General features: G+C 39.9%; 19 protein-coding genes. 13 read left to right on the top strand and 6 right to left on the bottom strand.

Features of this window, described 5'->3' with window-relative positions; all coding sequences use genetic code 11:
- Positions 1–62: 62 nt before the first annotated feature.
- The 3 genes from ABEG20_RS18980 to ABEG20_RS18970 form a co-directional block, all read right to left on the bottom strand.
- Positions 63–758, bottom strand: a complete 696-nt coding sequence (locus tag ABEG20_RS18980) for a response regulator transcription factor (protein ID WP_406824809.1) — start codon at positions 756–758, stop codon at positions 63–65.
- 168 nt (positions 759–926) lie between these two features.
- The gene (locus tag ABEG20_RS18975) at positions 927–2747 is read right to left on the bottom strand and encodes a sensor histidine kinase (RefSeq protein WP_406824808.1); all 1821 of its coding nucleotides are present in this window, start codon (positions 2745–2747) and stop codon (positions 927–929) included.
- Positions 2748–2996: 249 nt separating this feature from the next.
- Positions 2997–3362, bottom strand: a complete 366-nt coding sequence (locus tag ABEG20_RS18970) for a DUF3127 domain-containing protein (protein WP_090501562.1) — start codon at positions 3360–3362, stop codon at positions 2997–2999.
- A 71-nt stretch (positions 3363–3433) separates the two neighbouring features.
- On the opposite strand from ABEG20_RS18970, the gene ABEG20_RS18965 reads away from it, so the two are divergent.
- Complete coding sequence (locus ABEG20_RS18965; RefSeq protein ID WP_406827403.1) at positions 3434–4612, top strand: class I SAM-dependent RNA methyltransferase; 1179 nt, start codon at positions 3434–3436, stop codon at positions 4610–4612.
- A 65-nt stretch (positions 4613–4677) separates the two neighbouring features.
- Entirely contained in the window at positions 4678–5172 is a 495-nt protein-coding gene (locus ABEG20_RS18960; RefSeq protein WP_406824807.1) for a hypothetical protein, read from the top strand.
- Here ABEG20_RS18960 and ABEG20_RS18955 read toward each other — a convergent pair.
- The 3 genes from ABEG20_RS18955 to ABEG20_RS18945 all read right to left on the bottom strand — a co-directional run bounded on the left by ABEG20_RS18955 (position 5169) and on the right by ABEG20_RS18945 (position 9092).
- Entirely contained in the window at positions 5169–7427 is a 2259-nt protein-coding gene (locus ABEG20_RS18955; protein ID WP_406824806.1) for a peptidase domain-containing ABC transporter, read from the bottom strand. The two genes, ABEG20_RS18960 and ABEG20_RS18955, sit on opposite strands and share 4 nt — an antisense overlap.
- The gene (locus tag ABEG20_RS18950; RefSeq protein WP_406824805.1) at positions 7424–8629 is read right to left on the bottom strand and encodes an HlyD family secretion protein; all 1206 of its coding nucleotides are present in this window, start codon (positions 8627–8629) and stop codon (positions 7424–7426) included. Before ABEG20_RS18950 ends, ABEG20_RS18955 begins: the two co-directional genes overlap by 4 nt.
- 259 nt (positions 8630–8888) lie before the next feature.
- On the bottom strand, positions 8889–9092 hold the full coding sequence (locus tag ABEG20_RS18945) for a hypothetical protein (protein ID WP_406824804.1): 204 nt from the start codon (positions 9090–9092) through the stop codon (positions 8889–8891).
- Positions 9093–9427: 335 nt separating this feature from the next.
- Here ABEG20_RS18945 and ABEG20_RS18940 point away from each other — a divergent pair, with 335 nt between their 5' ends.
- From ABEG20_RS18940 to ABEG20_RS18890, 11 genes are all read left to right on the top strand, one after another.
- Positions 9428–9709, top strand: a complete 282-nt coding sequence (locus ABEG20_RS18940; RefSeq protein WP_406824803.1) for a helix-turn-helix domain-containing protein — start codon at positions 9428–9430, stop codon at positions 9707–9709.
- Between the two features lie 70 nt (positions 9710–9779).
- Positions 9780–10424: an HD domain-containing protein gene (locus ABEG20_RS18935; protein WP_406824802.1), complete on the top strand. Its 645-nt coding sequence runs from the start codon at positions 9780–9782 to the stop codon at positions 10422–10424.
- Positions 10425–10524: 100 nt separating this feature from the next.
- The gene (locus ABEG20_RS18930; RefSeq protein WP_406824801.1) at positions 10525–11781 is read left to right on the top strand and encodes a putative DNA modification/repair radical SAM protein; all 1257 of its coding nucleotides are present in this window, start codon (positions 10525–10527) and stop codon (positions 11779–11781) included.
- A 120-nt stretch (positions 11782–11901) separates the two neighbouring features.
- Positions 11902–12663, top strand: coding sequence for a TIGR03915 family putative DNA repair protein (locus tag ABEG20_RS18925; protein ID WP_406824800.1), 762 nt, complete (start codon positions 11902–11904; stop codon positions 12661–12663).
- A 368-nt stretch (positions 12664–13031) separates the two neighbouring features.
- On the top strand, positions 13032–13322 hold the full coding sequence (groES, locus tag ABEG20_RS18920; protein WP_025141798.1) for a co-chaperone GroES: 291 nt from the start codon (positions 13032–13034) through the stop codon (positions 13320–13322).
- Positions 13323–13455: 133 nt separating this feature from the next.
- Positions 13456–15090 (top strand): chaperonin GroEL, encoded by a 1635-nt coding sequence (gene groL / locus ABEG20_RS18915; protein ID WP_406824799.1) that lies wholly within the window; start codon positions 13456–13458, stop codon positions 15088–15090.
- A gap of 343 nt (positions 15091–15433) precedes the next feature.
- Entirely contained in the window at positions 15434–21340 is a 5907-nt protein-coding gene (locus ABEG20_RS18910; RefSeq protein ID WP_406824798.1) for a PKD domain-containing protein, read from the top strand.
- Between the two features lie 3 nt (positions 21341–21343).
- Positions 21344–22357: a PorP/SprF family type IX secretion system membrane protein gene (locus ABEG20_RS18905; protein ID WP_406824797.1), complete on the top strand. Its 1014-nt coding sequence runs from the start codon at positions 21344–21346 to the stop codon at positions 22355–22357.
- 23 nt (positions 22358–22380) lie between these two features.
- Complete coding sequence (locus ABEG20_RS18900; RefSeq protein WP_406824796.1) at positions 22381–23040, top strand: MgtC/SapB family protein; 660 nt, start codon at positions 22381–22383, stop codon at positions 23038–23040.
- A 574-nt stretch (positions 23041–23614) separates the two neighbouring features.
- Positions 23615–25042, top strand: coding sequence for an L-serine ammonia-lyase (locus tag ABEG20_RS18895; protein WP_406824795.1), 1428 nt, complete (start codon positions 23615–23617; stop codon positions 25040–25042).
- A 110-nt stretch (positions 25043–25152) separates the two neighbouring features.
- Positions 25153–26346, top strand: coding sequence for an aminopeptidase C (locus ABEG20_RS18890; protein WP_406824794.1), 1194 nt, complete (start codon positions 25153–25155; stop codon positions 26344–26346).
- Positions 26347–26438: the final 92 nt, after the last annotated feature.

The following is a 26438-nucleotide window of genomic DNA, read 5'->3' as shown; positions in this document are numbered from 1 at the left end:
TTAACAATTACAGAAAATCATAAGTTTAAGAATGATACGGCAGAACATTCTGACTCAAAACATTACCCCACCAACAACTTATAACCTTTTCCGTGCACATTAATAATTTCAACAGCAGGATCAGCCTTAAGGTACTTGCGTAACTTGCTTAAAAATACATCCATACTTCTTCCGTTAAAGTAATTATCATCATGCCAGATGCTTAACAATGCCTCCTCTCGGGTTAAAACAGTATTCTTTTTCAAACACAATAACCTTAACAGTTCGGCTTCTTTGGTCGATAGTTTTTGCTGATGATCGTTATCGGTAATAATCTGGGTAGTATAGTCGAAATGATACCGGCCAATAGAAAACTGCGTTTCGGCAACCTCATCATTTTTATCTGTTTTATTCGCTATCCGCTTAAACATGGCATTAATACGCAGTAAAAGCTCTTCTATACGAAATGGTTTGGTAATATAATCATCTCCACCTAAATCATAGGCAGCAGATTTATCTTCTAACATGGTTTTAGCCGTTGCAAAAATAATGGGCACCTGTGTGTTTACCTTTCTAATATCTTTACCTAAGGTAAAGCCATCTTTTTTGGGCATCATCACATCTAAAATACATAAATCGAAGTTTTGTTTGTTAAATGCTTTTAATCCATCTTCCCCATCATTACAAAGCACCACATCAAACTTGCCTTTCAGCTGCAGATAGTCTTGTAACAGTAAACCTAAATTTGGGTCGTCTTCTACCAGAAGTATTTTTTTCATTTTCTTGTTTTTATCAATAGGTGGCTTTAGCCACATTAGCTTTTGATTCTGAATATATATGACGGTTTAATTCATGCTGTAGATTAATTAATTCTATCAGGAGCCAATTAAACCGTTCAATTTAATAACACATCGATAAGCGAGCTTTTTGTAGCAATGTTTAAGCCTTTATAAAGGTAACGATATTTCGAATGTTGTTCCTTTATCTTTTTCGCTGCTTACCTTTACCGTTCCGTTCAGTTTTTTAATAATATCCTGAACATAATTTAAGCCAAGACCAAAGCCTTTAACATCATGTAAATTACCAGTGGGTACCCTATAAAACTGGTCGAAAATCCTTTTAGATTGCTCTTTGGTCATGCCTATACCCTTATCCGCTATTTCAATAATTAAATTTTTACCGGCATTTCGGGTAGTAATGGTAATTTCAGGCGTATCACTGCTGTATTTATTCGCATTATCAATCAGGTTATAAATTACATTAGACAAGTGAAGTTCGTCGCCATATATAACAGCATTTTCTGCATCGGTATGCACATTGATTATGGCATTTCTTTTCTGCAGCTGCAATTCCATGCTATCCAGCACAATCACAATCAAATCGTTCACATCAACCTCTGTGTTCTCCATTTTAAGTTCTCCCTTCTCTAAGCGGGCGATACTTAAGACCCGTTCAATATGGCTTCCCAGGCGAACATTTTCATCATAAATGATTCCTGCCAAACGTTTTAACCGGGCTTTATCTGCGGTCACCTCCGGATCCTTTAGCGCTTCGCTGGCAATCATGATTGTGGCCACCGGCGTTTTAAACTCATGTGTCATGTTATTGATGAAATCGGTTTTCATTTCCGACAGCTTTTTCTGTTTTAAAATAGCATAAAGTGTATAAGAGAAGATGAAAACAAGCACCAGTAATAAACCAATCGAAGATGCAAGTGTAGCACTAAGATTAGCTATGATAGCCGAATTTTTATCTGGAAAACTAACAAAGAGCATTCCGGGATCGCGAAAAATATCATTTCCGAATAAAGGTGTTTTATAGGTGTTTTCCGGTAAAAATGCTCCTTTAACATGAGATGCCATCATGAAAATGGTCGAATCTTTCCGGGCCAACGAAATCCGGTAAGAGGGCACTAATGAAATGTTATTGGCCAGGAGTTCTTGTTCCAATAAGCGCCCCAAAGAGCTAAAATTAATGCGTTTATATATAGGTACATTGGTTTCCTGCAATTCTTTAGATACATCCTCAACCACGCTTGATCGGGTATAGGAAAAAGTATCTTTACCGAGCGCAGCAATTTTAAGGGCCAATTTTTTCCGTTCAATTTCATCCTCCCGTTGAAATTTTTTCTGTAAATCGTTCGGAATCTTTGGAACATTTGCAAAACCCGGACTACCATCCCGGGGGTCAAAAACGAGATATCTTAATGTATCCGGCAAACTCTGTAAACTTTTAAATTCGAATGTTTTGGGTGGTGCGGTAAAAGGTTTGCTGCGCATGCTATAACCTTTTAAAATAAGACTTTTAATATCAATAATGGCATCCATCTGCAAATCCAGTTTATCACCATTTTCCGAACTTAATGAAGTATATTCCCGTTCAGAAATTACATTTGGCGCCCGGTAAGATACCCGGATAATACTATCCTGTTGATTCAGGTAGCGCTCAATCTGATTTTCGCGCTCGGCCTGCCGCAGCTCTGCTTCCTGTACATATTGCTGCCTTAAATCCTTAATATCCAATGCACGCTGCCTGGAGTCCTGTAACTGTTTTAACTTATTTTCAGCATCTTTCCGGTTTAAGTGATCGGCAACATTTCTACGTTGCAACTTATTTACCACCGATGTAAGTGTTTGATTTACCTGTTCATCAAAAAGCTGGGATTTTAGTTTGTACGATTCCCGTATGTAATACAATTGCATTACAAATACGCCCAGTAGCGCCACCGTCATTAAAACCGTAATTAACCAAAAACTTCTTTTTTTCATGAATTAGATTGGTTTTTAAAACTAAAAAAACCGGGCATAATCTTCTTAAATTTAAACAGATACCAAAAATACTGATTAGCTAAGTGAAGTATTTGTTTTTAACATATTTTAACAGCCCACAGCAGACTTCTGTAGTTGACCAGGTCCGCGCCCCGGCGAAACTTCGGTAATCTGGCGGAGAGGCAAAAAAAATGCCGAGGCTAGGCCTCGGCATGGTTCAAAATTGTTTGCTTAAAAAAGACTCTTTATTTAGAAAGGCAAATCATCATCTTCACCCGGCGCATTGCTTACATCAACCGGCGCTGCATAAGCAGGCGTAGCTGCCGGAGCACCTGCTGCAACGGCATTGATGCGCCAAATAACCAAGCTGTTAAAATATGATGTTTTACCCGTTTTATCTGTCCATGGGCGACCACGTAAATTAAAGAAAACCTCAACCTCATCGCCTGCTTTAAATGTATCTAATAATGCAGTTTTATCTTGTAAAGCCTCAAAACGGATATATTCTGGGTATGTTGGATTTTCTGCGTATTCTACTATTAAATCACGTTTTTTAAACGTTTCACTTACTTGTTGCGTGGCACCTACTTCGTGTACTTTTCCTTTAATTTCCATAACTAATACTACTTAATGTACTATAAACATCAAATCTCTATAATTTTATTGATAACTTCGCATATATTATGATGCAAGTTTTCCACAATAAAAGCAAGGTAATTATTACCTGCAATAAGCGCCTTTCGCCCTACCTACAAGAAGAAGTTACAGCTTTAGGCTATACCATCGAACGGTCTTTTGCTACGGGCGTTGAACTCAATATTACCCTTACAGAGTGCATTAAGCTAAACCTGAACCTACGCTGTGCCAGTCAAATTCTATATGCCATAAAAAGTTTCAAAGCCGTTACACCAGATGATCTGTATCATGAAATTGCAGCCATTGAATGGGAAGAATTGATTGATTTTTCGGGTTATTTCTCTGTAACTTCAAATGTTGATAACCCCAATATTACCACACCCCTTTTTGCCAACTTAAAGGTAAAGGATGCGATAGTAGACCGCATGAAAGAGAAAAAAGGCATCCGCCCTAACTCTGGATCAGACGCAAATAAAACGGTAGTGCATTTATATTGGAAAGATGCTGATGCAGATGTTTTTATGGATACTTCAGGCGAAACCCTTGCCAAACACGGTTATCGTAAAATCCCAGGAAAAGCCCCTATGTTAGAAGCATTGGCAGCAGGGGTTATTTTAGCAACCAAGTGGGATAAAAAATCGGCATTTATCAATCCCATGTGCGGATCAGGAACCTTAGCTATTGAAGCCGCCCTGATGGCAACCAACCGCGCTCCTGGTTTATACCGCATGAACTATGGTTTTATGCATATATTAGGTTACAACGAAGAAGTTTTTTTCGCTGAACGCAGAATTTTAAAAGATCAGGTGATTAAAAATATCGATTTTAAAATTGTAGCATCTGATCTTTCGGAAGATGCAGTTGAAGTTACACGTAGAAATGCTAAAACAGCAGGTGTAGATACTTTAATTGAATTTGAAGCTTGCGATTTTGAATTAACACCGGTGCCCGAAGATGGCAAGGGTGTCGTTGTTTTTAACCCTGAGTATGGGGAGCGCCTAGGGGTGCACAGCAAGCTGGAATTAACCTATAAACGTATGGGTGATTTTATGAAAACGAAGTGTAAAGGCTATGCTGGTTATATTTTCACCGGAAATCCTGATCTTGCAAAGAAAATTGGGTTAAAAGCTGCCAAAAAAGTTGAATTTTATAATGGTAAATTAGACTGTCGTTTGTTGGAATATGAATTGTATGAAGGCTCGCGCAGGGCACCTTTAGTTGATGCATAGTCTTTTTCATTGGAAATTAATATATTACGCTCTATTACGTACCATAACGTAGAAAATTGAAAAATATGGAATTTGATGACATGGATCATATGCCCGAGTGGGAGCATTTTAGCCGGTTTGGCCGGGATGATGAGACTGAAGAAAACCTATCAAGCGTTGATGCGGAAAAGGTTAGACTAAAAGTGACCAGAGCTAAAAGCCTTTACAACCAGGCAAGAGCCGTGTACAAATATGCGGCCCTGTTCTGCGAAACACTGGAAGGAGAAATGGCCGAAATGACCGCTAACCTAATTATGCAGAACGCCCTGATGCTGTGTCCTAAAATTGTTGGTGCAGAGGGTGCAGATATGTATATTTTAAGAATGGAAAACGCTTCTATCATCCGAACCAACTGCCGAGAGTTAGAAACCCAGGTAAGGGCAGCAGATATGTTCGAAATATGCAATCCGGAATATAAAGACATCGTGTTAGGCGAAATCGAAAAATTTCGCCTACTCTTTATCGAATGGGTTAAATATTTCGAAAAAGATGAGTTTGAAGATGACTGGGGTTTATATTAATTTTTGGCATCTAAATTTTCAGTAGCAGCTTTATTCTTTCCTTTTTTAACAGCCGCAGCAATTGATGGAAATTGTTTATGCCACATGCCGGTGTACATACCATCTAATTTAATTAGCTGTTCGTGCGTGCCCTCTTCTATCAGTTTTCCCTCTTTTAAAACTACAATCTTATCTGCATTTACCACTGTACTTAAACGGTGAGCAATTAAAATAATGGTTTTGCCTTTTTCACGCAGCGAGGAAATGGCATGGTGAATATGCTCTTCGGAAGAGGAATCTAGCGAAGATGTTGCCTCGTCCAGAATCAAAATCTCTGGGTCACGGTATAAAGCCCTTGCAATAGCCAAACGCTGCCGTTGCCCGCCGGATAAATTGGTTGCATTTTCACCAAGATAGGTATCAAATCCATTGGGTAACCGCTCAATAAAGTCCATAATGTGCAATTGAGCACAGATGTGGATAATTTTTTTCATGTCAGGTTCCATTTCGCCCACCGCAATATTCTCAATCACATTGCCTGCAAAAAGATGTACATCCTGAGGTACCACCGCCACCATTTTACGTAAACTTTCGTTGGTGATGTAATTAATATCGAATTCACCTATCATAATATTTCCCGACTGGAGCGGATAAATATTCTGTAGCAGTGATAGCAGCGTGGTTTTCCCAGACCCACTTTCACCTACCACGGCAGTAATTTTTCCTTTCTGAACATGCAGGCTAAAACCTTCAAACACCGTTACCCTGGTTCCATACCTGAAATTTACATTTCTAAATTCGATATCGCCAATCATATCAGGTGTTAAATGAGTCCGGTTTTCGGTTTTCTCCCTTTCCAGATCCATGATTTCGAAAAGCCTGTCGGCAGCGATCCGTGCATCCTGAAATATTTTGTTCATTCCGATTAAACTGATTACAGGACCGGTAAAGTATCCTATTATAGCATAAAAAGATAAAAGCTCGCCCGGGGTAATCATATTCTGCAATACAAAACTTGCGCCTGCCCAAAGCAGGATAACCGCGAAAATACTGGAGATAAAACCACTGGCATTACCCACTAAAAGCGAATTGGTACCTGAAGTGTAAACTGTTTTTAAGAGATTGATAAACCTGATTTCTGTTTTAAGGTTTGAAAAATTTTCAAGGCCAAAACGTTTGATGGTACTTACCGAATTGACCGATTCTACCAATTGGTTCTCGAGTTCGGCGCTTTTTTCCATCAGTTGGCGTTGCGTGGTTTTATTCAACCGGTTAGATACATAATATACGAGTGCATACAATGGCACCACCGTAAGCATAATGAGGGCCAGCTTCCAGTAATAGGTAAACATTAAGGCGAAAGAAAAAATCAAAATGAAAATATTGACAGCAAAACCAACGAGTACATCGTTTATAAATGCCCTTATTTTTACCGCATCGTTCATCCGCGAAATGATTTCACCTACCCTCATCGTATCAAAAAAAGACTGTGGTAGTTTGAGAAGGTGTTTGTAATAACCTAGAATGAGCCTCGCATCGATCTGCTGACCAGTTTTAATGGTGAGCAGGGTTTTGGCATAATTGATAAAGATCTGCACCAGAATGATAATGATCATCACAGTGCCCATTAAATTTAACAGATTTGTATTTCCTTCCGGTAAAACATTGTCGACTATTTTCTGAAGAAAGATAGACGTCGATAAACCCAGTATGGTATAAAAAATTGCACCGATCAATACCTGCATCAATACCGATTTATGCGGCATTAACAGGTAAAGAAATCTTTTTTCAAGCGAAATCCTTTCGGTACCTGCAGTAAAATCATCTCCCGGTAAAAGCATAATCAGCACACCCGTCCACTTTTGCCTGAATTCATCCGGTGTTAACTTTTGCATTTCGCCATAAGCAGGATCCATCACCTCTACATACGATTCGTTGATGCTGTAAAGCACAATGTAGTGCGCAATGTTATTATGGTTTACATGTGCAATAACAGGTAAGGGAATGGTAAAAAGATTATCATAGGCGGCTTTTACACCCTTTGCCGAAAAGCCCAGTCGTGCCGATGCTTCTATCAGTCCAAGTACATTGGTGCCTTTTTTATCGGTAGAGGCATACTGCCTGATCCGTGCAATGGGCATATCCAAACCATAATGAATGGCAATTGAGGCCAAACATGCCGCACCACAATCGGTAACGTCATGCTGTTTGATAATGGTTTTCTTTGCTTTTTTACCTGATGTTAAAGCACCGAATAATTGCTTGATGCTTTTCATAGGCGTGATATTTGGGTTGCTTTGCTTTGGGGAATCATGTTGGGATTTAACCAGTCGTCTGCTTTATCGTAAAGCAACTGGAACAATGTTCTACGGGTAACAAAAAAGCGGGCCTGTAAGGTCATCCCTTTTTTAATTTTCCCAACATAACCATTACGAAGTTTCAAGCTGTTTTTATCAAGCAGGCACCTGACCTTAAAAAAAGGCTGTTCACCATTTGGCATAAAAACGTCACTTGAAATGGATATTACTTTCCCGGTGGCCATTCCCCATTCATTGTAGTTATAGGCATCGATCTGAAACCTTGCCTTAGTTCCTACATGTAATAAACCAATATCTTTGGGCTGAACATAAGTTTCGGCAATAAGCCCCGAATCAGGTGATATTTCACCTAAAATTTCGTTAGCAGAAATAGAACTTCCGGGCTGGATACCTTTTAACTGCTGCACTGTACCTGTCAGGGGTGCCTTAATCGTATAAAATTCTTTTTCTTCCTGATATTGCCTGTATCGCGATCCTAATTGTTGATTTTGGATAGTCAACTGGTTAAATTCTGTCTGCCACTTACTGCCCTGTTCCTCCCCAATTAAAGAAAGTTCATTAAATACATTATCCTTTTTAAGTTTTACCTCATCATACTCAAGGGCCGAAACCGCTTTTCTTTTATAAAGGTAGGTGTAACGTTCGTAATTTTTAAACGCGAGCTGGTAACGTGCTCTAGCCTCGGTAACCCGCTGCATAAACAAACTGTATTGCTGACCGTAAACACCAGATTTTAAGGGCAGTTTTTTAGACCAATTATTTCTTTTATAGGCATTAATTAACAAACCAAGATCATATAGCTGATCTTCCACATCAGTTTGCTGAAACTGGTTTAGCGCATCCTGGCTTTCTATATTCTCTTTTTTAATGGTAAGTAAAACCTGTCCGGCCTTAACATGCATATTCTCCTTGATGAAAAGCGAATCGATACGGCCAGCAATCAGTGGTTTAATCTCATTGCGTTCGGCGGTTGGCCTAAAGAGCCCCGTGCTTTTCACATTTACATCCACCTTGATCAGGAACATCGCTAAGAAAGCAATGATCAATATCACAAGAATTACCTGATATATAATCTTAGTATACGAGTGATGTGTATGAAAATGGTATTCGGCCGTATTTTCAATAATTTCTTTCGGAAATATATATTTGTCGCTATCCATATCTAAATGATATACGCATTTAAATCGTTTTGGTTTTCTTCAAAAAACAAAGACCAATTTGATCGTCTTTGTTAACATTATTATTAAACTATTTTTTCTGATCTAGAGAACTGAGCGCCTGATTGACGTTAAACAAGCCACCGCCGCCCATGGCTGCAAGTTCTTTTTCTGATAAATTTTCTATTGCTGTAAATTAAATTGCATATAAAAAAGGACCTCCGAAAAGGTCCTTTTTTATAAATTGAGTTACTACGTCAAATTAGCTGGTTAAGCTTTTGAATAATCCTTCTAAGCTTCCACCAATGTTATTCCCTAAAGAGAACGAGGTTTTACTCGATTCATCTCCGTTTTGGGTTTCATTTGAAAATGATAATAGATTACCAATTCCGATAGATCCTAACAGACCACCTGAATTCGATGAATCATTACCACCAAATAAACCACCACCGTTGATTTCTTTCATTTCGTTTAAATTTAACTCTTGAAGTTTCATAACGTTTTCTAATTTTAATAATGCCTACTCTGTTTGAGGTTTTCGGCTACTCCTTTTATAAACCAGCGTTTAACGGCCGGGGTTATTTAAGAAACGAAGCAAAGTGGATTAAAGTTTTTATAAGACATTGATTATCAACTCGCAATGAGAATACATTAAACGCTTAGGTTGTTCCTTTGCTGTAATAAATATTACTTTCTACCGTTTCGCGTGATTCCTATTAGTGCTGAATATACGCCATTCCGAAATCTGTGATAAAAAGATTTCCGTAAATATGAGAAGAACATTAAAAAATTATCCTTTTTATGGAAGATGTATTGGCTTTAAAAACAAAGAATGTTGCCGGGAATATTAGAAAAATTAGAGAATACAGAGATTATACTCAGGATTATCTTGCAGCGAAATTAAAAATATCCCAAAATGCATACAGCAAAATTGAGCTCGGTTACAGCAAATTAACCATCGACCGTTTATTTCAGATAGCAGCAATTTTAGAGGTTGAAGTACCACATTTATTAACCTTAAATCATGCCGATTTGATTAAAATCATTGCTGATGACGAAAAAAGAACAGCGACGGCAAAATAAACCGTTGCTGTTGGTATCATTTTTTGTACCCTGCAGATAATTCCGATACCTTTGGAATAAATTAATACCTATGCAGGCTTCCATTCAAAAAACCATCGATTTTGTTCAAAAAACACTAGCCAACGCCGAAGCCGGGCACGATTGGTTTCATATAGAGCGTGTTTTTAAAACAGCGCAAACCATTAACCAACAAGAAAATGGTGATGAACTTGTCGTGGCTTTCGCCGCATTGTTGCATGATATTGCTGATCCTAAATTTAATAATGGAGATGAGGAGCTGGGGCCGAATATGGCTGCTTCTTTCCTGTCATCAATTGCTGTTGATGCAGCAGTTATTGCACATGTTAAACTGATTATCCAAAACATGTCGTTCAAAAATAGCTTTGATGGTGCTGTTTTTACTTCAAAAGAAATGCAGATTGTACAGGATGCTGACCGTTTAGACGCGATAGGCGCGATCGGAATTGCCAGGGCATTTACCTACGGAGGATTCAAAAACAGGGTACTTTACGATCCGGCCATTTTACCAGAAGAACACCTCAGCAAAGAAAGCTATAAAAATACAACTGCACCAACTATTAACCATTTTTACGAAAAACTGCTGCTATTAAAAGATATGATGAATACTGAGGCAGGAAAAGCAATGGCAACAGAAAGGCATAATTTCATGCTGCTTTACCTGGAGCACTTTTATAAAGAATGGGAAGGCAAATAACTTCTGCTTCCTACGATTATTCCAAATTCGAATAGATTAAACTGATTTATTTGCTAATATTTTTAGTTATTAAACTATCTTTGTTAGCAAAATACTACCTATGTTTGATCGTATCCGTGAAAAATTAAATATTCTTGCTGACGCTGCTAAGTATGATGTTTCTTGTTCATCAAGCGGCGGCACGAGAAAGAATGATAATAAAGGACTTGGTAACAGCCATACCTCTGGCATTTGCCATACCTATACAGAAGATGGCAGATGCGTCTCTTTATTAAAAATCCTGCTTACCAATCATTGCATTTACGATTGTTTATTTTGCGTTTCACGTAAAAGTAACGACATCAAACGTGCAGCTTTTACAGTAGATGAGGTAGTAGAACTGACTATGAATTTTTACCGCCGAAATTATATAGAAGGCTTGTTTCTCAGTTCGGGAATTTTTAAAAATGCCGATTTTACCATGGAAAGACTTCTATTGGTGGTAAAAAAATTGCGTTTAGAGCAAAATTATAATGGCTACATCCACCTAAAAACCATACCTGGTGCCAGTGATGAATTGATAAAAGAAGCCGGGCTGTATGCCGACCGGATGAGCATCAATTTAGAAATGCCTACCGAGGCCGGGTTAAAACTTTTGGCCCCTGAAAAAAGCCATGCTGACGTGATTAAACCGCTAGACTTTGTACAAAAACAGATTACCCAGTTCTCGGCAGATAAAAAATTAATCAAGCATATCCCGAAATTTGTACCGGCAGGGCAAAGCACACAAATGGTTATTGGCGCCACGCCTGAGAGCGATAAAGATATTATGTACACCGCTAATGCCTTTTACAATAACTTCTCTTTAAAAAGAGTATACTATTCAGGTTACGTTCCCATTAGTAACGATACGAGAATGCCTGTACTGGGCACACAACCACCTTTGTTAAGAGAAAACCGATTATACCAAACCGATTGGCTGATGCGCTTTTATGGTTTTAAGGTACAGGAAATTTTAAACGATGCCAATCCAAATCTGGATATTGATATCGATCCAAAATTAAGCTGGGCAATTAGAAATATGCAACATTTTCCGGTTGATATTAACACCGCTGATTATAAAATGATCCTTCGCATACCTGGGATCGGCGTTATGTCGGCTAAGAAAATTGTGCAGGCCCGTAAATTTGGCAAACTCAGAATTGATCAGTTAAAAAAAATAGGTGTGGCTTATAACCGCGCCAAACATTTTATCACCTGTTTAGATACGCCATACCAACTAAAAGATTATCAGGGAACGCAGATTAAGGCTTTTATTCTGGCTGAAAGTCAGAGTAAGTATCTTAAAACGGATAGTAACCAGATGATTTTGTTTTAAATGTGCAGTCATCCCGAACGGAGTAAATGATCTTTTAATCCTGAACAGCTCGTGGGTTCTGCTTTTCATCGCCTGAGGATTCTTCACTACGTTAAGAATGACAATTAAACTATTCCCCCAATGACCTACATTTTCGATGGTTCACTACAAGGGCTTTTAACAGCCGTTTTTGAATGGTTTGAGCATAAGCCTGGCAAAACAATGCTCAAATCAACCGAAATGTTTCAGCCAGAAGCTTTTGCAGAAAGTTTTACGGTGATTACCGATGCAACCAAGGCCGACCGCGTTTGGGCAGGGCTTCAGAAAAAACTGAAGAAAGAATGGCTCCGCAAATTTTACTGCAGCTATTTATCAGAAATTCCGGAAGCTTACAACCATCTCTTTCAATTTTCGATTTACATTTTTAAACATGCCGCTGGTGCAGAAGGCAACTATGGCAATGAGCATGTTATTGCTCTTTCTAAATATGCCAAAAGTGTAGAGCGTGAGAAACACCGGATGGAAGCGTTTATCCGCTTTCAGAAAACCGGCGATGGGATATTTTATGCTGGTATCGATCCTGATTTTAATGTGCTGCCTTTAATATCCAATCATTTTAAAAACCGATATGCCGACCAGCAATGGGTAATTTATGATTTAAAACGGAAATATGGCCTGCACTATAATTTAACCTCAGTTGAAGAAATTACGATCAGTTTTACCAATGGCATAAATAAATCAAGTCCAGCATCAATTTTGATGGATGAAAGCGAGGTTTTATATGCAACACTCTGGAAAGATTATTTTAAAAGCGCAAATATCGTAGCTCGTAAAAACACCAAACTACATGTGCAGCATGTGCCCAAGAGGTATTGGAAATATTTAACCGAAAAGGAAATGTAAATGAGCTTGGTGGCGAAACGAAGAAATTGATCTAAATAGATTTAGCTTTGTCATGGCAAGGAGGAATTCCTAAGTTTCTGAACAGGCTGCATGCTGAAAAAGCCTTCTCGCATCCGATCGCGATTGGATGATGATTGCACGGGAGAGCCAAAAACTGAATTTTATGCCATAAATTATTCAGTACAATGACGTTTCTCTATTCGCTAAAAAACCAAAACATACTGCCATGCTGACACGCCCACAAATCATTAGCATGAAAAGATTGACAGTTTGGTGAAAATTTGTCCCGCTAAATCACTTGGCATAAAAAGTGTTAATTGTAAGTTCAGTTAAAAAATTCAAATCAAAATAAAAAATAAATAAAAGTTATGGCGTTAAACCTTAAACCAATTGCTGGCAGTTCGAACAGAGTAATCGTTGAACCGGCTGCGGCAGAAGAAAAAACTGCATCAGGTTTGTATATCCCTGATACTGCAAAAGAAAAACCATCTAAAGGAACTGTAGTTTCTGTTTCCGAAGAAGATTCTGAAGGTAAAAAAGCGAGCGTAAAAGTTGGCGATGTTGTAATTTATGGCAAATATGGTGGTACGGAGTTCCCTTATGAAGGTAAAGATTACCTGATTATGCGTGAAACTGATATTTACGCGGTTGTTGGGTAATAATTAATGATTGAATGACTGAATTTCAAATGAGAGAATTCAGCATTAATCAACAAATAAAATAATAATGTTAGAATGAAAGAATACAAATTCAATCATTCTCTCATACAATCATTCAAAATTCAAAAAAGAAATGTCAAAACAAGTAAAATATAACGTAGAAGCACGCGACGCCCTGAAAAGAGGTGTTGATATTCTTGCAAATGCAGTTAAAGTAACATTAGGTCCAAAAGGACGTAACGTAATTATCGATAAAAAATTCGGATCACCAGCAATTACCAAAGATGGTGTTACCGTAGCGAAGGAAATCGAATTGAAAGATGCGGTTGAGAACATGGGTGCTCAAATGGTTAAAGAAGTAGCTTCAAAAACAGCTGATATTGCTGGTGATGGTACGACTACTGCTACCGTATTGGCTCAGGCAATCATCACTACCGGTATTAAAAACGTTGCTGCTGGTGCAAATCCAATGGATTTAAAACGTGGTATCGATAAAGCAGTTGCAGCTGTTGTAGAAAATTTAAAAGCACAATCGCAAACTGTAGGTGAAGACAACAATAAAATTAAACAAGTTGCATCTATCTCTGCTAACAACGATGAAGTAATCGGTGCTTTAATTGCTGAGGCAATGGGTAAAGTTGGTAAAGATGGTGTAATTACTGTTGAAGAAGCAAAAGGTACTGAAACTGAAGTTAAAACAGTTGAAGGTATGCAATTTGACAGAGGTTATTTATCTCCATATTTTGTGACCAATGCAGATAAAATGGAAGCTGAATTAGATAGCCCTTACATTTTAATCTACGACAAAAAAATCAGCAACATGAAAGAATTGTTGCCGGTTTTAGAAAAAACAGTTCAAACTGGCAAACCATTAGTAATCATTTCTGAAGATTTAGACGGCGAAGCTTTAGCTACTTTGGTGGTTAACAAAATCCGTGGTTCACTAAAAGTTGTGGCTGTTAAAGCCCCAGGATTTGGTGATAGAAGAAAAGCCATGTTAGAAGACATCGCCATCTTAACCGGCGGTACTGTTATTTCTGAAGAAAGAGGTTACAAATTAGAAAATGCTGATTTAACTTATTTAGGTTCTGCTGAGAAAGTTGTTGTTGATAAAGACAATACAACTGTAATTAACGGTGCAGGTAACACAGATGATATTAAAGCTCGCGTTAACCAGATTAAAGCACAAATCGAAACCACTACTTCTGACTACGATAAAGAAAAACTACAGGAGCGTTTAGCTAAATTGGCTGGCGGTGTTGCAGTACTTTATGTTGGTGCAGCAAGTGAGGTTGAAATGAAAGAGAAAAAAGACCGTGTTGATGATGCTTTACACGCAACCCGTGCAGCTGTAGAAGAAGGTATTGTTGCAGGTGGTGGTGTAGCTTTCATCCGTGCTGTAGCTTCAATCGCTGATTTAAAAGGTGCTAACGAAGACGAAAACACAGGTATCCAGATTATCCGTCGTGCTATTGAAGAGCCATTACGTCAGATTTGCGAAAACGCAGGTATCGAAGGTTCTATCGTAGTACAAAAAGTTAAAGAAGGTACTGCAGATTTTGGTTATAATGCACGTACCGGTGCTTACGAAAACTTAATTGGTGCCGGTGTGATCGACCCAACTAAAGTAAGCCGTGTAGCTTTAGAAAATGCAGCATCAATTGCAGCCATGTTATTAACCACAGAAGTTGTTTTAGCAGACGAACCTGAAGAAGGTGGTACTCCAATGCCTCCAATGGGTGGCGGCGGTATGGGTGGTATGATGTAATATTCACCTTTAACGAAACGATTTCGTGTAAAAAAACCCTCAAGCTATTATAACTTGAGGGTTTTTTTATGCTTTAATACATCAAAAAAGAAGCTTACCGCAACTATAACCTACTCATTTAGTTTGTTTTGGTGTAAAATTTTACAGATGTAATATAAAAACTACGTAAATTATATCGAATATTTATTGATGTGTCTCCAGTCAAATACTCACTCCTGATATTAGACTAAAGCAAGTTAAACTGACAAAGCTACCAGAACACAATAAAATCATTCCCTACTATTAGAGGTTTATGAAGATTTGTTGTACAAGGGTAAGGCTTTCTTTTGTCCTATTTTTTGGGATGATTCTGCTTGTGTCGAATGTTTTCGCACAGGTAAATATTGGCACGGTAGATCCCGGACCATACACCCCAGGTAGTACAATTGCTGTTCCTTTTCAAATGCCGGCCAGCTGCATCGCCCAGGGAAATCAATTTCAACTCTATTTATCAGATCAAAATGGAAGTTTCGCAGCAGAAACACTTATCGGATCTTATGCAGGCTTCTATAGCACTTACGTAAACGGACTACTTCCCACAGGCCTTACACCAGGAACAGGCTATCGCGTTCGGGTTAAAACAACGCTCCCAACTTCTGTCAGTGCCACCTCTACCCCTTTTGAGGTTAAAGCCGGAGCACCAGTTGAAGCCAAACTCACCTCAACCTATTTAAATAACAACAATAGAGAAACTTTTGGCACCTGTATGAGTAAGCCGAATAATTCTTTTTTGATCACTAACGAATCTACGGCAAATAGTAATGTTACGGCGACAGTAACCGATCAGGGCAGTGGAGGCGGCATAACCACATTGTCTTTCCCTACACCGATACAAAATTTTACGGCTCAACAATCGCATTATACCATTTACACCAAGGCCGTCATGCCTAATGGTTCGGTTGCCACCAAAGCCTACCTGTTAATTAATAATAAAACCATTACCGCCTTTGCCAATACAGGGAACACGGTGGTATGTTTGCCATTAGGGGCCCTCACATTTAATGTTGATGTTACTTCAGCCTCCGGAATCCAGAATAACTTCCCGGGTAATATTTACACCATTAACTGGGGCGACCAATCTACAACCACTTATACGCTCTGTGATATTATCAATAATGGTGGTACTGTAGCACACTCCTATATGAAATCTTCCTGCGGAAGCGTTTCAACCTCTAGTGCCGGTACCATTTTTAATGCTTTTGATGTATCCATCAATGTATCGAACAGTTTTTGCGGTATCATTGGCACACCGGTTTCTTCATCCGCCAGAGTAGTGGTTAAACCAATAAACTCTTTTGCTTTCAATAGCCCTGGCTGTACCAATGCCGACATTACTTTTTTAAACACATCTACACTTGGCGAAAATCCAAACACCAATACCGTAGGATGTACGCCCAATGAGGTAACATACAACTGGTATGTAGACGGTGTACCGGTAAAAGCAAACCAACCCAGATCATATAATCTGGTACACAAATTTACTACACGTGGCGAACATACTATCCGGTTAGAATCAAACACTTCTGGCGCATGTAACGCCGATCCGGTAGAAATGAAAATCTGCATTCAGGATCCTTCGAAGCCAGATTTTAGTTTACCATCAAGTACAATCTGTGCCGGGTCAACATTAAAACCAACTGATCTTTCTGTTTTAGATAATATCTGCAACACAGTAAATAACTATTCATGGTCTGTTAGCCCTTCAGTTGGTTTTGTAAGTGGCACCAACGCAGCAAGTAAAGAACCTGTATTCAGTTTCTCCAATCCTGGCACCTATATCATCACGCTAAGCATCAGTACGCCGTCATGCGGTGTGATTACCAGTCAGCCAAAAACTGTTGTGGTAAATGAAAGCCCTAAAGCTACACTTTCACCTGATATTACGCTGTGTAACCTGGCAACCTACGATTTTAATAATACCACAACAGGACCAACCAAAACATTAATTACAGGCACTACACAAGACCTTTCTGACACCTATACGTGGACGGTTGTTCCATCTGCATCTGGTACTTACAGCTTTACCGGAGGAACAACGGCAAATTCAAAATATCCTTCTATAAAATTCGACAGTTATGATACTTATACCATAAAGGTTATTCATCAGAATAATTGTGGTACAGCAGAAGATATCCAGGTAATTACTTTCAGCACGGCTCCTGTGGTTAGTGCAGGGCCCGACCAAAGCATCTGCTTTAATGATCCGGGTTTTACTTTAAGTGGCACGGTAACCGGAACCACAACCACACAAACCTGGGTAGGGGGGCAAGGTACATTTACACCTAACCGAAATGATTTAAATGCCGTTTATACGCCAACATTAAATGAAAAAAGAGCCGGTATCGTTACCTTAACATTAAGGGTTACCACCGCACTGGCTGCTCCGTGTAACCAGATTGATGATGAAATTATCTTAAAAATTAAACCAGACATTAGCTTAACAAGTGCCGCAACCAAAACCATTTGTACTGGTAATAGTGTAGCATATACCCCAACTTCAGCTGTAACAGGCGTAACCTACACCTGGACCGCTACCGGAACACCATCTATAACCGGATATTCGGCTAACGGGACTGGAAACATTAACGATATCCTCAACAATACCGATCTGAATGCCGATGCCAGCGTAACCTATACCATCACACCGCATTTCGATGACTGCAATGGAACACCTTTTAATTTGGTGGTTACCGTAAAGCCTAATCCTATTGTTACTGTTACATCGGCCAGTTCAAGCATCTGTAACAAAACATCATCGGCCATTACCCTATCCGGCAATTTTGCAGGCGTAAATTACACTTACAGCAGCGCAGTAACCGGAAGCATTACAGGTAACAGCAATCGAAATGTTGCATCAGCAGAAACACAGATAAACGATATTTTAACCAACTCAGGCACCACCACAGGTACGGTAACCTACACCATTACTCCCGTATCTACAAATGGCTGTCCAGGTACGCCTGTTAATATTACCATTACGGTTTTGCCCAGTGCAACGTTGCCAAATGCAGGCATGGATGAAGCGGTCTGCAATACCAGCACCTACACTTTAAAAGGAAATACGCCTGCAGTTGGTACCGGCAAATGGACCATCGTTATTGCGCCAACAGCTGTGACTTTTGCTGATGATACACAGGGAAATACAACCATCAATGGTTTACAGGCAGGAAATACTTATACTTTTAGATGGACAATAAGTGATACTAACTGTTCTACAGCAAGCGATGATGTTCAAATCACTGTTAATCCGCTCAGTATTGGTGGCACCACCACAGGTGATGCGAATGTATGTGCGGGCGCAAACGGCGGGAACATCAATTTAACAGGGCAGGTTGGCAATATTATCCGATGGGAAAGATCTATTGATAATGGGGTAAGCTGGTCTACGGTTACTTCAACTGCAAATCCGTATGGATACGCTAACCTCACGATCACCACGCAATACCGTGCAGTGGTACAAAGCGGTAGCTGTGCAGAAGCATTCTCTACTGTAACCACCATAACGGTAAACCCCGGAACGGTTGTAGCCAACGCAGGCCCGGACCAAAACTTGTGCACCGGGAGCGGTATTAATCTCAATGGAAATAACCCATCGCCGAACAGTGGCACCTGGATCATTACATCAGCTCAAACAGGGGTTGTAATTACCGATCCCAGCCAATACAATACATTAGTTACCGGCTTAGTACCTGGGCAAACTTATACTTTCAGGTGGACCATTACCGGTTTAGGCGCTTGCCCACCTTCTACCGATGATGTAACCATTACTTATTATCCGCTGGTTACCAATAACATCAGCGCATCGGCTGCACCCATTTGCTCAGGACAGATTACCACCATCAACGGCGATGTACCTACGGGAGGAACAGGCACTTATGCCTACCAGTGGCAAAGCAGTGCCGACGGCAATATATGGACAAACATCCCTTCGGCCATTAATAAAGATTTAACCATAACAGCTACTGCTTCTGGTTATTTCAGGCGGGTAGTAAACAGCACCTCTTGTCCCTCTTTCAGTAATTCGGTACAGCTTACCGTTTTGCCAGGGTTAACCAACAATACCATTTCTGCCGATCAAAACATATGTATTGGTACGGCTGCTGCGACTTTAACAGGCATTACCCCAAGTGGTGGTAGCGGATCATATACCTATCAATGGCAATCGAGCTTAAATGGAACCGATTGGAGTGATGTACTGGGCGCAAACAGTTTAAACTTTACACCGCCAACACCTGCGGTAAGCATTTACTACCGCCGATCAGTAGCCAGCGGGGTTTGCAATAACAGTTTAAGCAACCAGGTTAAGATCACGGTAAACCCGAATGCGAAAGCTGAAATAACTTACCTTAACAACACTGGTTGTGCACCTTTTAAACTCGATGCAACCAATATTGCCGCAACATTATACCCGGATAGAAATAGTGTTTATACCTGGTTTGCCAATAATGTACAAATCGGAGCAGGACCAACATTTCCAGGATATACCATCATAAATGGTAATGAAAGCGTAACCATAAAACTTGTTGTAACCAGTAGCCTGGGTTGTAATACAGACGAAAAAAGCGAAGTGTTTAGTACTTTTCCTAGCGTAACGCCATCTTTTTCACAAAGCGCAACAGAAGGTTGTGGCCCGCTTAGCGTTACTTTCACCAATACCACTAATCCGCTGAACAGCGCAACTTATGCATGGGATTTTGGCAATGGACAATCTTCTACCCTTGCACAACCCGCAGCAATAACTTTTCTGGCTGATCCAAGCGGAAAAGATAAAACCTATAACATTACGCTCACCACAACCTTACCTTGCGGTCCGGCTGTTGTTACATCTGCAACGGTTATCGTACATGCCAAACCTGTTGCCATATTTTCGCCTGATAAAACAACTGGATGTGCCGATCTTCTCGTAAACTTCATCAATACCGGCCCAGAAAGCGTGGGCACAACCTATACCTACGATTTTGGTGACGGCACTTCGTCAGGTCCTCTTACTGATAGGAATACAATAAGCCATACCTTTAAAACACTTGTGGTAAAAGACTTTACCGTTAACATGACCGCTAAGAATAGCTGTGGAGAGACAAATGCAATTCCGGTTGTGATCAGGGTTTCGCCAAATGACATTATACCGGCCTTAGTGGTAAATGGTAACGAGAAAAAAGGTTGTGCACCCTGGACTGTTAATTTTTTAAATAACACCAGTGGAGCCAGCAGATACGTTTATACCATTACCAATGAGGATTCCGGCGAGACACCCGTAATCATCCCAACCACCAATACTGGTGTTTTCCCTTATACTTTTCTTAAAGCAGGGCGATACACCATCAGGCTAGATGCTGAAAATGATTGTTCCAAAAATTCAGCTACCGAAACGGTGACGGTGCTTGCCCAACCTACAACAAATTTCAGTACCGATAAAACGACCGGCTGTACGAACCTCATTGTTAAATTTAAAAATACAAGTGTTGGCGCTATCGGTTACGCATGGGATTTTGGCGATGGCTCTCCGATCTCAAATGAATTTGAACCACAGCATACCTATACCGGATCGGATGTCAATTACACTGTAACTTTAACTGCAATCAACGCATTGGATTGTTCGAAGGCCGTAACAAAACCCGATTTCATCCATATCGTTGCACCACCAGTGGCTACATTCACTGTTAGCCCGGGGAACGAATTAGCTATTCCAAATTATACTTTTGGCTTTAAAGATATCAGCGCAGGATCCGTGAGCTGGGAGTGGTCTTTTGGCGATGGTGTAAAATCGACTTTACAAAACCCTAATCATACATACGCCAATGAAGGCACTTATAATGTGACCCTGAAAATATCGAACAAAGAAGGCTGTTCTTCTACCACTTTCCAAACTGTAAGCATTATTGGTGTACCTGGCAACTTGAGCATTCCCAACTCGTTCATGCCGGCCAGCACCAAAAATGAGATTAGAATCTTTAAAGCAAAAGGACGTGGCATAAAAGAATGGAACATGTCTGTTTTTAACAAATGGGGTGAGTTGCTTTGGGAAACAACTAAATTAGATGATGGTGCCCCTTCAGAGGGTTGGGATGGTACATATAAAGGCCAGGACCAGCCACAGGGTGTTTATTACTGGAAAGTAGACATCAAATTTATTAATGGAAGCGATTGGAAAGGGATGACTTACGATTCATCCCCTCCTCGAAAAACCGGTGTAATATATTTAATCAGATAGCTAATGGGTAGACGGGTAATCATATTTTTGTTTGGATTGCTGCCAATGGTTGCTTTGGCGCAGGACCACATTTACTCACAGTTTTACAACGCGCCAATATATTTAAATCCGGCACTTACCGGGCAGTTTGAAGGCGACATCAGGTTTAACGCGCTCTACCGTAACCAATGGACTGGTCTGGCCAGCGATTATTCGTATATGACGGCTTCAGGAGATCTCAATCTACCTAGACTAAACAGCGGCATTGGGATTATTTTTAACCGCAGCAGCGAAGGTACAGCCTACCTGCTCAAGAACAATATTGCCTTAAGCTATTCTTATATTATTGGTGGAGATGATTTTGCTTTATCATTTGGTTTGCAGGGAGGCATTACCAACCAAAAGCTAAACTGGGATAAACTGGTATTTGGCGATCAGATCGATATTACGGGTTACATTCCAGGCAGTGTTTCGGGTGCAGAAAGGCCAGGTGTAGATAGCCGGTATTATTTCGATTCAAATGCGGGCGCCAACCTTGTGGTAGGAAAATTTATGATGGGATTATCGCTACATCACCTCAACCGTCCGGATGAGTCCCTATCTGGTTTTCAGGCCAGGTTGCCAATGCGCATTTCAGGCAATTTAAGCTACAAGTTAACCCTGATGCCTGATGAGTACGATCGGGATGGAAATTACCTCATCCCGTCTATAATTGCTTATAAACAAGGTAATGTAAAATCGTTCAGTGCAGGCATGCAGTATAAATATGCGAGCATAAATGCGGGTATCTGGTACCGTAACGATGGTAATTCAAACGGAAATGACGCGATTGTATTTTCTGTTATCTTCGATATTTTTAACCGCAGAACCAATGGCGAAAAATTCCGGTTAGGCATTAGTCACGATGCCACAACTTCGAAGATCAACTATAGCAATACAGGCGGAACATCCGAAATCGGTGTAGGTTACGAAAAATATTTCCCTAATAGTTCAACAGGTGGCCGTGCAAATGGACTAAGATGTTATGATTTTTATTAATTTGCCGTTGATAATTAAAGGCGATGAACGAAATTATAGAACAAAACCATTTTATTACGCAAAGCGAAATCAATAAATTTTTATTGGCTACCCTACTTTGCGGCATAATCGGAGCCGAACGCGAGTACAGAAGTAAATCTGCCGGATTAAAAACCATGATGATGATCGGTTTAGGCGCAACCCTATTCACGATATTATCCATCAAAATAGGCCCAACCAGTCAAGACCGTATTGCCTCTAATATTGTTACAGGTATCGGTTTCTTGGGTGCTGGCGTAATTTTTAAAGAAGAAAACCGTGTTAAAGGATTAACTACGGCCTGTATCATCTGGATTGTGGCTGCCATTGGCATGGCAGTAGGCTCTGGCTATTACGAACAAGCCATTGGTGTTACCGCTGTGGTAATGCTGGCTTTGATTATCTTCCCCTTTTTAGAAGAAATCGGCGACCGACGTTTTACCAAAAGGATCTATCGCATTGTTAAAAAACAACATACAAACAGCGATTTAGAAAGTTACGAAGAAGTTTTCAAAGAAAGTAAGCTCAAGCCCCAACGTGGTAAGCATCAGCTGGTAAACAACATCATTACCGGAAACTGGACCGCTACCGGTACACCGCAAAACCACCGGAAATTTGTAGAGCGGATGTTAAAGGATGATGATATTATTGAATTTGATTTTTAACTGAATCAAACAGATTTACCCTTTGGGTTTTCAAGGACAGTTTTTTCCCGTCAACCACCATTGTGTCCGACCAGCGATCGTGCCAGGGATTGTTGAGGACACTAATTGCATCAAAAGGAATCGCACAGATCATATTTCGCCCAAAATGCTTTTGCGAAATCAATTTCGCTACCAGCTTAGTTTATGGATTTAGTTTCTGCAATAAGTTTTCTGATTAAATTTCCACTTGAAGCGGCTTCTATTAAACACTTGATAAAGCCATAACAAACCATTGCAATTAATCAGTCTAAAAGCTCATTGATTCCATCTGAAATTCCGGGCATTAAAATCCCGATACAAATGTAAATGCCAAAAAGAATAATGTAAAAACAACCAGTTCGATGCTATAATTAGCAAGCCTTATACCTGAACCAGCACGACAGTAGCTTAGATCGATTACTTGATCGGTAGGGTTAAAGTCCATTTTTGAAGCGTTTAAATTAGGTCTCGCCAAGATAAACATTTTCACCTCCAGCCAAAATTAATTTAGCCAAAGTCATAAAACAATCATAGCTTTGTATAACTAACTTTCATCATGATCAAGGAACAAATTTCGGTTTTCGATATTTTTAAAATAGGTATCGGCCCATCCAGTTCACATACTTTAGGTCCGTGGCGGGCTGCCCAGCAATTTACGGCTTCCCTCACACAGCAAAACCTGATTAACAATGTTGAAGGCATTAAGATATTGCTGTATGGCTCTCTTGCCAAAACAGGCAAAGGACACGGAACTGATGTAGCCATACTATTGGGTTTAACAGGCGCCGATCCGGTAACGTTTGATGTAGATGCCGTTACCCCAACTTTCGAAAGCATCCAAAGAGATAAAAAATTAAATCTTGCTGATCATTTAGTTATTGATTTTGATTACGATCAAGATCTGCTTTTCCTTTTTGCCGAAAGTTTACCCTTTCATCCCAATGCGGTAACTTTTCAGGCATTTTTAAAGGATGGAAAAGCTTTTTCAGAAACCTATTACTCTATTGGTGGCGGTTTTGTGATAAAAGAAGGCGAAGACAATAGCAAAAAAGTTCAGGTAGACCTTCCCTTTCCTGTAGAAAAAGCCAAGGAACTATTGCACTGGTGCCTGTCAACCGGTCTAAAGGTGAGCGAAATCGTAATGGAAAACGAACTGGCCTGGCGTACTGAAGCAGAAACAAAAAAAGGCATTTTACAGCATTTCGCCGTGATGCGCGACTGTATTTATCGTGGCTGCCACACCACAGGTTTTTTACCGGGGGGCTTAAATGTAGCGCGGAGAGCATTTCCACTAAATAAGCGATTAATTGGCAAAAACGAATATTCAGATTATACGGGTTGGGTATCAGCCATCAGAAAGGGCGGAAACGGCTTTAATTATATTTTAGACTGGGTAAGCTGTTTCGCATTAGCCGTTAATGAAGAAAATGCATCGTTTGGTCGTGTGGTAACCGCCCCTACCAACGGTGCCGCAGGCGTAATCCCTGCTGTATTGCAATATTTTATCACCTTTTGTGATGGTTATAGCGAAGAAAAAATTATCCGGTTTATTGCCTGTGCTTCAGAAATAGGCAGTATTTTTAAAAAAGGGGCAACAATTTCAGCCGCAATGGGCGGATGTCAGGCCGAAATTGGCGTTTCTTCAGCCATGGCTGCAGCAGCCTTAACAGAGTGTTTAGGCGGCTCGCAAAGACAGGTTTTAATGGCAGCAGAAATAGCCATGGAGCATCATCTGGGCTTAACCTGCGATCCGATCGGCGGCCTGGTACAGATTCCTTGCATCGAGAGAAATACCATGGGCGCCATTAAAGCGATTACCGCCAGCCAATTGGCACTTCAGAGTAATCCTGATAAGGCAAAAGTAAGTTTAGATGCCGTGGTAAATACCATGTGGGAAACTGCACTCGACATGAATGCCAAATATAAAGAAACATCAGATGGCGGATTGGCAACCAATATTCCAATCAGTTTACCAGAATGTTAATTCAACATTGTTGCAATAAAATGACTGATGTTATCGATTTATTACAAAATTTTTGATGCCAAATCAACAAGTATTTTTACATTCGCTGACTTTATTAATTATTCATAAAAATGATCAACTACACCAAAATCAGTGTGATTGGTTTGGCATTATCGTTATCTGTATCAGCGACTTATGCTCAAGACAATCTCGTTAATTCTTTAAAAAACAACCAAAGCGAAAACAGTGCAGCTTCTTTTAAATTTACAGAAGTAATTAACCTGGCCAACACCCCGGTTCAGAACCAGGGATCTTCAGGTACCTGCTGGAGCTATTCTACCAATTCATTTTTAGAATCAGAAATGATTAAAGCGGGTAAAAAGCCCGTAACCTTATCTCCGCTTTTTTCGGCCCGTAATGCTTATGTAGAAAAAGGTAAAAATTACGTGCGCATGCATGGTGCGGTTTCATTAGGCGATGGTGGTGCTTTGCACGACGTAATCAATATGTACAGAAAATATGGTGCCGTTCCACAAGAGGTATACACCGGGCTAAACTATGGCACTAAAATCAATAAAACGGCAGAACTTGGCGATATTGAAAAAGGTGTTTTAGAAGCTGTTGTAAAGAATGCCAATGGCGAGTTAACACCAAACTGGTTAAAGGCCTATACAGGTGTAATTGATGCTTATTTAGGTGCTGTACCAGAAAACTTCACTTATAATGGCAAAAAATACACACCAAAAACTTTCGCTCAGGAAGTGGTTGGTTTAAATCCGGACAACTATGTGGAACTTTCCTCATTCAACGATCACCCTTTCTACAGCAAATTTACTTTATTAGTACCTGATAACTGGTCTTTCGATCAGGTTTATAACGTAAAGGTGAATGAGTTGACAGATATTATTGATAATGCCCTAAAAGGTGGTTATACGGTGGCGTGGGCTACAGATGTTAGTGAGAAAAACTTCAGCTGGAAAAACGGTGTAGCCTTTGTGCCGCAAACGCCTTTCGCTGAAATGACGGCGAAACAAAAAGCAGAAATGTTTAATGGCCCGCAGCCAGAGATGGAGATTACGCAGGAAAACCGTCAGCTTGCCTTCGATAACTATCAAACCACTGATGATCATGGTATGCATATTGTTGGTTTAGCCAAAGATCAGACCGGTAAAGAATATTATATCGTTAAAAACTCCTGGGGCGCCAGCAACGATTACAAAGGATATTTATACGTAACTAAAAACTATGTAAAATATAAAACAACAGCAATTTTATTAAACAAAGCAGGTATTCCATCAGCAATTACTAAGAAATTAGCTTTGTAATTCAATCAAAATCATTTAAGGAGCCGCAGAAGAAATTTTGCGGCTTTTTTTGTTAACCACAGAGCTCACCGAGTTTTACACAGAGGAACACT

It is taken from the genome of Pedobacter sp. KACC 23697, from assembly GCF_045348445.1.
Classification (GTDB): domain Bacteria; phylum Bacteroidota; class Bacteroidia; order Sphingobacteriales; family Sphingobacteriaceae; genus Pedobacter.
This window is presented reverse-complemented; position numbering and strand designations above follow the sequence as displayed.

Coding starts and splice junctions, on each gene's coding strand:
- ABEG20_RS18905 (WP_406824797.1), top strand. CDS start 21,344: ATGGGTAGACGGGTAATCATATTTTTGTTTGGATTGCTGCCAATGGTT.
- ABEG20_RS18900 (WP_406824796.1), top strand. CDS start 22,381: ATGAACGAAATTATAGAACAAAACCATTTTATTACGCAAAGCGAAATC.
- ABEG20_RS18975 (WP_406824808.1), bottom strand. CDS start 2,747: ATGAAAAAAAGAAGTTTTTGGTTAATTACGGTTTTAATGACGGTGGCG.
- ABEG20_RS18960 (WP_406824807.1), top strand. CDS start 4,678: ATGGAATTTGATGACATGGATCATATGCCCGAGTGGGAGCATTTTAGC.
- groES (WP_025141798.1), top strand. CDS start 13,032: ATGGCGTTAAACCTTAAACCAATTGCTGGCAGTTCGAACAGAGTAATC.
- ABEG20_RS18890 (WP_406824794.1), top strand. CDS start 25,153: ATGATCAACTACACCAAAATCAGTGTGATTGGTTTGGCATTATCGTTA.
- ABEG20_RS18925 (WP_406824800.1), top strand. CDS start 11,902: ATGACCTACATTTTCGATGGTTCACTACAAGGGCTTTTAACAGCCGTT.
- groL (WP_406824799.1), top strand. CDS start 13,456: ATGTCAAAACAAGTAAAATATAACGTAGAAGCACGCGACGCCCTGAAA.
- ABEG20_RS18965 (WP_406827403.1), top strand. CDS start 3,434: ATGCAAGTTTTCCACAATAAAAGCAAGGTAATTATTACCTGCAATAAG.
- ABEG20_RS18940 (WP_406824803.1), top strand. CDS start 9,428: ATGGAAGATGTATTGGCTTTAAAAACAAAGAATGTTGCCGGGAATATT.
- ABEG20_RS18950 (WP_406824805.1), bottom strand. CDS start 8,629: ATGGATAGCGACAAATATATATTTCCGAAAGAAATTATTGAAAATACG.
- ABEG20_RS18935 (WP_406824802.1), top strand. CDS start 9,780: ATGCAGGCTTCCATTCAAAAAACCATCGATTTTGTTCAAAAAACACTA.
- ABEG20_RS18910 (WP_406824798.1), top strand. CDS start 15,434: ATGATTCTGCTTGTGTCGAATGTTTTCGCACAGGTAAATATTGGCACG.
- ABEG20_RS18895 (WP_406824795.1), top strand. CDS start 23,615: ATGATCAAGGAACAAATTTCGGTTTTCGATATTTTTAAAATAGGTATC.
- ABEG20_RS18980 (WP_406824809.1), bottom strand. CDS start 758: ATGAAAAAAATACTTCTGGTAGAAGACGACCCAAATTTAGGTTTACTG.
- ABEG20_RS18955 (WP_406824806.1), bottom strand. CDS start 7,427: ATGAAAAGCATCAAGCAATTATTCGGTGCTTTAACATCAGGTAAAAAA.
- ABEG20_RS18930 (WP_406824801.1), top strand. CDS start 10,525: ATGTTTGATCGTATCCGTGAAAAATTAAATATTCTTGCTGACGCTGCT.
- ABEG20_RS18970 (WP_090501562.1), bottom strand. CDS start 3,362: ATGGAAATTAAAGGAAAAGTACACGAAGTAGGTGCCACGCAACAAGTA.
- ABEG20_RS18945 (WP_406824804.1), bottom strand. CDS start 9,092: ATGAAAGAAATCAACGGTGGTGGTTTATTTGGTGGTAATGATTCATCG.